Source organism: Leisingera sp. F5 (genome assembly GCF_001593695.1).
This window is the reverse complement of sequence record NZ_LUKH01000037.1, coordinates 22,967-32,288: the sequence shown is the minus strand read 5'-3', so window position 1 is coordinate 32,288 and position 9,322 is coordinate 22,967. Positions and strand designations below refer to the sequence as shown.

6 protein-coding genes are annotated in these 9,322 nt (G+C 61.1%); 1 reads left to right on the top strand and 5 read right to left on the bottom strand.

What is annotated here, in order from left to right; genetic code table 11:
- Positions 1-161: 161 nt before the first annotated feature.
- Both A2I95_RS20230 and A2I95_RS20225 read right to left on the bottom strand, forming a co-directional pair.
- A complete protein-coding gene (locus A2I95_RS20230) occupies positions 162-887 on the bottom strand; it encodes an NAD(P)-binding domain-containing protein (protein WP_291732623.1) in 726 nt (241 codons plus the stop codon).
- A gap of 1 nt (position 888) precedes the next feature.
- Positions 889-2,934: an NADH:flavin oxidoreductase gene (locus A2I95_RS20225; protein ID WP_291732620.1), complete on the bottom strand. Its 2,046-nt coding sequence runs from the start codon at positions 2,932-2,934 to the stop codon at positions 889-891.
- A 139-nt stretch (positions 2,935-3,073) separates the two neighbouring features.
- Between A2I95_RS20225 and A2I95_RS20220 the strand changes: the two genes are divergently transcribed.
- The gene (locus A2I95_RS20220; RefSeq protein ID WP_291732618.1) at positions 3,074-3,688 is read left to right on the top strand and encodes a TetR/AcrR family transcriptional regulator; all 615 of its coding nucleotides are present in this window, start codon (positions 3,074-3,076) and stop codon (positions 3,686-3,688) included.
- A 129-nt stretch (positions 3,689-3,817) separates the two neighbouring features.
- Here the strand turns inward: A2I95_RS20220 and fdhF are convergent, their stop codons facing one another.
- The 3 genes from fdhF to A2I95_RS20205 all read right to left on the bottom strand — a co-directional run bounded on the left by fdhF (position 3,818) and on the right by A2I95_RS20205 (position 9,288).
- Complete coding sequence (gene fdhF / locus A2I95_RS20215; RefSeq protein ID WP_291732616.1) at positions 3,818-6,592, bottom strand: formate dehydrogenase subunit alpha; 2,775 nt, start codon at positions 6,590-6,592, stop codon at positions 3,818-3,820.
- Between the two features lie 3 nt (positions 6,593-6,595).
- Entirely contained in the window at positions 6,596-8,284 is a 1,689-nt protein-coding gene (locus A2I95_RS20210; protein WP_291732614.1) for an NAD(P)H-dependent oxidoreductase subunit E, read from the bottom strand.
- Positions 8,285-8,379: 95 nt separating this feature from the next.
- Positions 8,380-9,288 carry a LysR family transcriptional regulator gene (locus tag A2I95_RS20205; RefSeq protein WP_291732612.1) on the bottom strand — a complete coding sequence of 303 codons (909 nt, stop codon included), beginning with the start codon at positions 9,286-9,288 and terminating at the stop codon, positions 8,380-8,382.
- Between the last annotated feature and the right edge of the window lie 34 nt (positions 9,289-9,322).

Genomic DNA, 9,322 nt, shown 5'->3' with positions numbered 1-9,322 from the left:
CCGCAGCACAACTTACCCACAGAACAACCGCGCTTATCCACAGACTCACAAACCGGAAGCACAGCAAATCACCCCACAAAAACGAGTCACCCCGCCCGGAATCACACCAACCCGGCCAAAAAAAGCCAATCAGGCCGTCTGTCTAATCATACGCTGGTGTTTCACCCTTCGAGTTCACTCAAACCTTCCGCAAGGCTGCTGCGCAGGCCTGCCTCCTCCATATGCAGCCTTAGCCGCTGGTTGTAACCGCCAGGTGTATTCAGCGCCTCAATCAGATCTGCGCAGCCTGAAGCCTGCAGGCTTGTGGACACCAGCATCCGCAGAAACGCCTCTCCCTGCAAAGGATCCGAAACCCGCTCCCCGAGCCACTCTGCGGCGTCGCCTACCAGGCGCGCCGCCGGCGAGAGCACTGCCTGCGCTGACAGATAGGCACTCAGTTCATTTTCATCCTTGAGGGCAAAGACCCGGTTGTCCGGCTCGAACATCCGGCCAAGCAGCGCGGTGTCCCCCAAAGCAATGACCGGAGAGCCGCCCTGCGCGATGCCCGGAAAGGGGATCATCACTGCAGCAGCTTTGGCCGGAGCGGCCAGATCTGCCACGCGGCCGAGATCCGCACCGGCCATGAAGGAGATCACCTGCTGGCCTTCACGGAAGACCAGCTCCTTCAGAATGCCCTCAGCGGCTTCCGCCATCATGCCGAGGAAGATCACATCGCTGGCATCGATCACCGCCTGATTGCCAGCCGCCGTGACATCCCTGAACGCCCCGGCAAGCGCCGCGGACTGAGCTTTGCTGCGTTCCGAAACCGTGATCCGGTGGCCCTTGCCGGCCAGGCCCCGCACCACGGCAGAAGCAATGGTGCCGCATCCCAAAAAACCCAAACGCATATCAGATATCCTTCATCAGCCGCAGCGCATCATAGATCGCCGCGTGGGTGTTGCGGGCAGAAACCGCATCGCCGATGCGAAACAGCTGGAACTGCCCTTGCGGGTTGGACGCGATCCTTTGCGGGCTGCCCGCGATCAGCGCATCCTGGCCGACCTCGCCGCGGTTGAACGAGAGTTCTTTGAGATCAAAGTACAGATCGTCCAGCGGCAGCGTCCCGTAGTTGAGAACCACCTGATCATAACCTGCCTCATACACATGGCTGCTGTAGTCCGTCCCGATTGCTGCGGTCAGCTGATTGCCGTTGCGCGCCACCTTAAGTAGGCGACGGGTCACGGTGAAGGTGACGTCCTTATCCTGCAGCGCCCGCATGTAGGGCACCAGGTTCATCGCCATGATGTCCGGGGCAAAGGTCCGATCAGGCGTCATCACCTCGACCCTGGCGCCAGCATTGGCGGCAATCTCTGCCGCCATCAATCCAGGGTGGTCGCCGCTCTCGTCATAAATCAGCACATTTGCGGCCGGCTTCACGTCACCGGAAATAATATCCCAGGCCGAGACAACATGCGAAGCCTCCCCGCGGGTTTCGAACAATTCGGTGTTTGGCAAACCTCCCGTCGCGACGATTACAACATCCGGGTTCAGCGCGGTCACGTCTGCGGCCTCGGCCCAGGTGCTGAAACGGAACTCCACGTCCCGCGCGGCGCATTGCGCCATGCGCCAGTCTATTATGCCGATCATTTCTGCCCGGCGCGGGTTCTGTGCGGTCAGGCGCACTTGGCCGCCCGGCTCGGCCGCGGCCTCAAACACGGTGACATGATGCCCCCGTTCCGCCGCCACCCGCGCAGCCTCCAGCCCGGCAGGGCCGGCACCGACGATCACAACCTTCTTGCGGACCTCTGCGGGCGCAATCTCATGCGGCATGGTCAGCTCACGGCCCGTCGCTGCATTGTGGATGCACAGCGCATCCCCCGCCTGATAGATCCGGTCCAGGCAATAGGTCGCCCCCACACAGGGGCGGATCTCATCCTCGCGCCCCTCAATAATTTTCTTCACCACATGCGGATCAGCTATATGGGCGCGGGTCATGCCAACCATGTCCAAAAGCCCCGCGGCAACCGCATGGCGGGCAGTTGCCACATCCGGGATGCGGGCGGCGTGGAAGGTGGGCATGCCAGTCGCTTTTTTCACCTCCCCGGCAAAATCCAGATGCGGGGCTGACTTCATCCCCTGTACCGGGATCACATCGGTCATCGCCGGATCTGTATGGATGCGGCCGCGGATTACATTGAGGAAGTCCACCATGCCGCTGTCCGCCAGGCGCTTGGATATCTCAAGGCCTTCTTCCGGTGTGATGCCACCCTTCTGTGCCTCGTCTGCCGTGTAGCGCAAGCCGACGATGAACTCCGCCCCGACCCGGTCCCGCACGGCCTGCAGCACGTCCATCGGGAATTTCATCCGGCTCTCCAGCGTCTGGCCGCCGTATGGCCCGTCCAGATCATTGGTCAGCGGCGACCAGAACTGGTCCATCAGATGGCCGTAGACCTGCAGTTCGATCCCATCCATGCCGCCGTCCTTCATCCGCTCTGCGGCATCGGAGAAATCGCTGATGATCCGGGCGATATCCCAGTCCTCGGCCAGCTTGGGGAAGGCACGGTGAGCCGGTTCACGGTGCCGGGACGAGCTGACCGAGGGCAGCCAGTCGCCTTTGTTCCAGCCGGTGCGGCGGCCAAGGTGGGTAAGCTGGATCATCACGGCGGCACCATGCTCGTGCACCTGATCCGTGAGGTTGCGGATCCACGGCACCACCTCATCCTTGTAAGCGAGAATATTGTTGAACACCGGCGGGCTGTCGCGGCTGACCGCGGCCGACCCGGCGGTCATCGTCAGCGCCACGCCCGCCTTTGCCCGCTCCGCGTGATAAGCGGCATAGCGCTCCTTGGGCATGCCGTCTTCCGGATAGGCCGGTTCATGGCTGGTGGTCATGATCCGATTGCGCAGCGTCAGGTGTTTCAGCTGGTAGGGCTGCAGCAGCGGGTCCTTGGACATGATGGGGGTCTCCTGGAACGATGTCTGGGCAAGCGCGGCATTTGCGAGTCGCCAGTCGCTCTTGACATATGTGTCAATTAAACAATCACACCTGTCAAGAAAAGTTGCGCCCGCCCTGCCCTGCTGTTATGGCTGTCGCATGGACACTCAGGACATTACCCGCACCCGGCTGGGTGACGAAGACTGGCTATCAGCCGCTTACGAAGTACTGACCGAGAGCGGCGTGGAAGCGGTGAAAGTGATGCCGCTGGCCAAGCGGCTTGGCGTGGCCCGCACCAGTTTCTACTGGCATTTTAAAGACCGCGAGGCACTGCTGGAGGCGATGATCCGGCGTTGGGAAGAAAAGAACACCGGGAACCTGATCGCCCGGTCCGAGGCATATGCAGAGAGTATTGCCGAAGCGTTGTTCAATCTGTTCGACTGCTGGATTGATGCCGACCTGTTCGACTCCCGGCTGGATCTGGCCATCCGCAATTGGGCGCGCAACGACCGTGACTTGCAGGCACGGCTGGACCAGGCCGATACCCGGCGCGAACAGGCTTTGACAGAGATGTTTATCCGCTTTGGTTTCAGCGCCAACGTCGCACTGATCCGCGCTCGGGCAATGATCTATACTCAGATCGGCTATATCTCGATGCAAGTGAACGAAAGCACGGAATACCGGATATCGCTTATGCCCGGCTGGGTCGAGGTTTTCACCGGCACGCCGCCGTCAAAGCGGGATCTGGACCGTTTTCTGGCTCGCCACAGCTGACAAAGCTCTCTGCCCGGAACATAGCGGGCCGCCAGCCTCAAATACGCCGGTGCCTGGAAGCCCAAACGCAAAGCGGGCGCGAAGCCATCAGCTCCGCGCCCGCCTTTAATTCATCTATACGCAGCCGGATTACTCAGCGGCGATCTGACTCTCCACCTTTTCAACCCGGACCGCCGAGAACTTGAACTCGGGGATCTTGCCGTAAGGGTCGATTGCCGGGTTGGTCAGGATATTGGCTGCTGCCTCAACATAGGCAAAAGGCACAAACACCATGTCCTCGGCAATTGCCCGATCAGCCCGCGCCATGATCTCGATCGAACCGCGGCGGGTGGAAAGACGCACCATTTCGCCCGGCTCGACACCCATCGCCCGCAGGGTCTTGGGATTGAGAGAACAGTTGGCTTCCGGCTCCACAGCGTCCAGCACCAGGGAGCGGCGGGTCATTGACCCGGTGTGCCAATGCTCCAGCTGGCGGCCGGTGGTCATGATCATCGGATACTCTGCATCCGGTGCTTCATCCGGCGGGATCACCGATGCCGGAGTGAAGCGGGCACGGCCTTCGGGACGCGGGAAGCCATCGCCGAACACAATCGCCTGACCGGGGTCGGTCTCATGCAGCGACGGGTAGGTGATGGTCTCGGTCTCAAGGCGTTCCCAGGTGATGTTGTTCAGGGACTTCATGTTCAGCTTCATCTCGGCAAAGACTTCGCTCACATCATCGTACTTCCAGGGAAGCCCGATGCGCTGCGCCAGTTCCACGGTGACTTTCCAGTCCTCGCGCGCCTCGCCCGGAGGCGCCACGGCGGGACGCACACGCTGCACCTGGCGGTTGGTGTTCGACACAGTGCCGTTCTTTTCATAGAGCGCCGAGGCCGGCAGGATGATGTCCGCATAATTCGCGGTCTCGGTCAGGAAGATATCCTGCACGATCATCAGCTCCAGCTTGGCAAAGGCATCCCGCGCGTGATCTGCATCCGGGTCCGACATCGCCGGGTTTTCACCCTGAATGTACATGCCCTTGATGTTGCCGGCATAGGCCTGATCGACGATCTCAGTCACGGTGAGGCCCTTCTCGTTCGAGAAGTCGCCGCCGCCCCAGACATCGGTAAAGGACTTGCGCACATCATCCGAAGTCACGGTCTGATAGTCCGGCAGGAACATCGGAATGAGGCCCGCGTCAGACGCGCCCTGCACGTTGTTCTGGCCGCGCAGCGGGTGCAGACCGGCGCCCGGCTTGCCCACGTTGCCGGTCATCAGGGCCAGCGAAATCAGACAGCGCGAGTTGTCGGTGCCGTGAATGTGCTGAGAGATGCCCATGCCCCAGAAGATCAGACCCGCATTTGCATTGGCAAAGATCCGTGCAACGCGGCGCAGCTGATCCGGTTCAATGCCGCAGATTTCCGACATCTTCTCAGGCGTGAACTGCTTCAGGTGCTCTTTTTCAGCTTCCCAGTTCTCGGTCCAGCGATGGATGTACTGACTGTCATACAGCTCCTCCTCGACGATCACATGCATGATCGCGTTCAGCATCGACACATCCGCGCCGGGGCGGAACTGCAGCATCTCGGTTGCAAAGCGCCGCATGCCGACACCGCGCGGATCCATCACGATCAGCTTGCCGCCGCGTTTGGTGAACTGCTTGAAGTAGGTCGCCGCAACCGGGTGGTTTTCGATCGGGTTGGAGCCGATGATAATCGCCACATCCGCGTTTTCGATCTCGTTGAAGGTCGCGGTCACAGCACCGGAGCCGACGTTTTCGATCAGCGCCGCAACAGACGACGCGTGGCACAGACGGGTGCAGTGATCGACGTTGTTGTGCTTGAATCCCTGGCGAATGAACTTCTGGAAGAGGTAAGCCTCCTCGTTGGTACATTTTGCCGAGCCAAAACCCGCCACCGATTTCGGATCTTCGTCCCGCAGCTTCATCAGGCCTTTGCCAGCCAGATCCATCGCCTCTTCCCAAGTCGCTTCGCGGAAGTGGGTCGACAGGTTGCCCGGATCGACGTTCAGGCCTTTCGCGGGCGCGTCGTCGCGGCGGATCAGCGGCTTGGTCAGGCGGTGCGGGTGGTGGATGTAGTCAAAGCCGAAGCGGCCCTTGACGCACAGGCGGCCTTCGTTTGCCGGGCCGTTGATGCCCTCGACATGCTTGACCTTGCCGTCCTTGACCTTGAGCGAGACCTTGCAGCCAACGCCGCAGAACGGGCAGACGCTTTCTGTCTCAGAATCAAAGTCCTTACTGTCGCCAACCTGGTTTTCGTCCACCACAGTGGCAGGCATCAGCGCGCCGGTCGGGCAGGCCTGCACACATTCGCCGCAGGCCACACAGGTCGACTGGCCCATCGGATCGGCAATGTCGAAGGTCGGATAGGCATCATGGCCGCGGCCGGCCATGCCGATCACATCATTCACCTGCACTTCACGGCACGCACGCACGCACAGACCGCAGGAAATACAGGCGTCCAGATTCACCTTCATGGCAATGTGGGAATCATCCAGCAGTGGGATGCGGCCCTCTTCCAGCTTGGGGAAGCGGCTCTCGGTCACGCCGTTCAGCTCCGCCATGTCCCACATGTGGGAGGATTTGTCGTGCGCCTCTTCCTGCTTGGGCTGGTCGGCGACCAGCAGCTCCATCACCATCTTGCGGGCGTTCTCAGCCCGCGCGTTGTTGGTGGTGACAACCATGCCTTCGGCGGGTTCGCGGATACAGGAGGCGGCCAGCGTGCGCTCGCCTTCGATCTCGACCATACAAGCCCGGCAGTTACCGTCCGGGCGGTAGCCGGGCTGCGGCTTGTGGCACAGATGCGGGATCTTCAAGCCACGGCCGTTGGCGACTTCCCAGATGGTCAGGCCTGCATCTGCCGTGACCTGTTCGCCATCGAGTGTGAAAGTGATTTTATCGCTCATGGCTTAAACCTCCTCGGGGAAGTGTTTGATGGTCAGGCGGATCGGGTTCGGCGCTGCCTGACCCAGACCGCAGATCGATGTGTCAACCATCGCCGCGCTCAGCTCTTCCAGCAGGCCCTGATCCCACTTCTTTTCGCTCATCAGCTTCACGGCTTTTTCGCAGCCCACCCGGCAGGGGGTGCATTGGCCGCAGCTTTCATCCTCAAAAAACCGCAGCATGTTCAGCGCAGCGTCGCGGGCCGAGTCCTGATCGGACAGAACCACAACAGCGGCAGACCCGATGAAAGTGCCGTGCGGCTGCAGCGTGTCGAAGTCGAGCGGAATGTCGTTCATCGACGCAGGCAGCAGGCCCGAGGAGGGTCCGCCCGGCTGGTATGCCTTGAACGCGTGGCCATCCAGCATACCGCCGCAGGCTTCGATGACGTCGGTGATGGTGGACCCGGCTGGCAGCAGGTGCACGCCCGGGTTCTTCACACGGCCCGAGACCGAATAGCTGCGCAGGCCCTTGCGGCCGTTCTTTTCAACCGAATTCAGGCACTCGGGGCCTTCGCGGCAGATCTTGGCGACCCAGTAGAGCGTCTCGACGTTGTGAACGAGGGTCGGACGGCCGAAGATACCCACCTGCGCCACAAACGGCGGACGGTGGCGCGGCTCGCCGCGCTTGCCTTCGATCGATTCGATCATCGCGCTTTCTTCACCGCAGATATAGGCCCCTGCCCCGCGGCGCAGATCGATATAGCCTGCCTCGACGATACCAGCGTCTTCCAGCGCCTTGATCTCGGTCGCGAGGATTTCCAGCACTGCCGGATACTCGTCGCGCATGTAGATGAAAGCCTTCTCGGCTTCCACAGCCCAGGCGGCAATCAGCATGCCTTCCAGGAAGACATGCGGAGTACGCTCCAGATAGTAACGGTCCTTGAAGGTGCCCGGCTCGCCCTCATCGCCGTTTACGGCCAGGTAACGCGGGCCTTCGTTGGCGCGGACAAAACCCCATTTGGTGCCCGACGGGAAGCCAGCGCCGCCAAGACCGCGCAGACCGGCTTCTTTGACTTTCGCCTGAACCGCTTCCCAGTCGCCATTGGCACGCAGGTCTTTCAGCGTGGCATATCCGCCTTCGGCCTCGTAGGCGGCGAAGGTCTCATATTCAGGGACATGCGCGTGGGTGTCATCTGCCGCAATCGCTGCTTCAACCTTTTCAACCGTCGCATGGTCGATGTGGTTGTGGCCGATTTCCAGCACAGGTGCTGTGTCGCAGCGGCCCATGCAGGGTGCGCGCAGAACGCGGACCTGGGAGGCGTCCAGCCCATCTTCCAGCGCTTTTTGCAGCTGTTCAGCACCCGCCAGCTCGCAGGACAGCGAGTCGCAGACCCGGATGGTCAGCGCGGGCGGCGGTGTCTCGCCTTCCTTCACCACATCGAAATGGGCGTAGAAGGTTGCCACCTCGTAAATTTCCGCCTGACCGGTGCGCATCTCCTCGGCCAGCGCCCGGATATGCGCGGCACTGAGGCAGCCGTATTTGTCCTGAATCAGGTGCAGGAATTCAATCAGAAGATCACGGTTGCGCGGGCGGTCACCCAGCAGCTCCTGAACCTCGCTCAGCGCAATGTCGTCAACCTGGCGGCCTTTGGGCGTCTTGCGCCCTTTGCCTTTGCCGGACTTCCATACGCCCTTGCTATCATCCAATGGTGCCATGGGGTCCTCCAGTCAGCACGTAATTCAACCCGAAATGCCATCAAGAATGAATATCGTCAAATCTAGAAAACCGAACGTACGATAAGTAACGCTTATCACGCCATTTGCGGCATCCCATCGTCCACAAACGTCGCAACCACCTCTTTTAAAGCGCGCACAGTTGTGAGTTCCGGTGTCCGGTCCAAAGTGGCGATGCAAATCTGCCGGGTTTGTTCCGGCTTGATCAGCGTCAGCACCCGGGTTCCGCCGAGCCCCCCCAGGGCTTGCATCAGCGCACGCGGCAGAATCGTCGCCACCGATCCCTCACGTGCCAGCACCATCGACGCCATGAAACCGTTGGATTCAGACACAATCTCCGGCCTCAGCTCCAGATCCGCAAAGATCCGGTCCAGAATGCGGCGGTTCTGCATCTGCTGATCCAGCAAGCTGAGCGGCAATTCTGCCGCTTCTGCCCAGCTGATCGCATCACCCCAGTCCGCCACCATCTCCTCCGGTGCCAGCAGCACATAGCTTTCCTCGTAAAGCGGCTGCACCGTCACCAGGTCCCGTCCCATGCTGTCGGAATACGTTATTCCGGCATCAATTGTACCATCATAAAGCCGTTGCTGAATAGCCAGCGATGTGGTGACTTCGACCCGCGCCAGAATCCTCGGATAGGCCTGATGCACCTGATCCACCAACTGCGCGGCCCAAGCGGTGGCGGTCGGCACCACCCCCAGCACCAAGGCGCCTGTCACCTCGCCGCGGGTTGCCGCAATCTCCTGTTCCAGTGCCTTGGCATCGTCCAGAATCGAGCGTGCCCGGCGCACAATCATCATGCCTTCCTCGGTCAGCCCCTGGAACCGGTTGGCCCGGCGCACGATGGACAGACCCAGCCGTTCCTCCAAATTGCGGATCCGCATGGAAAACGCGGGCTGCGAAATACCGCAATCAGCAGCGGCCTTGGCGAAATGCTGATGCCGCGCCAGCGCAGTCAGCAGCTGAAGGTCTTTGAGTTCGATCATGACCAAACCTTACGCTGCCCCCGCCGATCCGTGC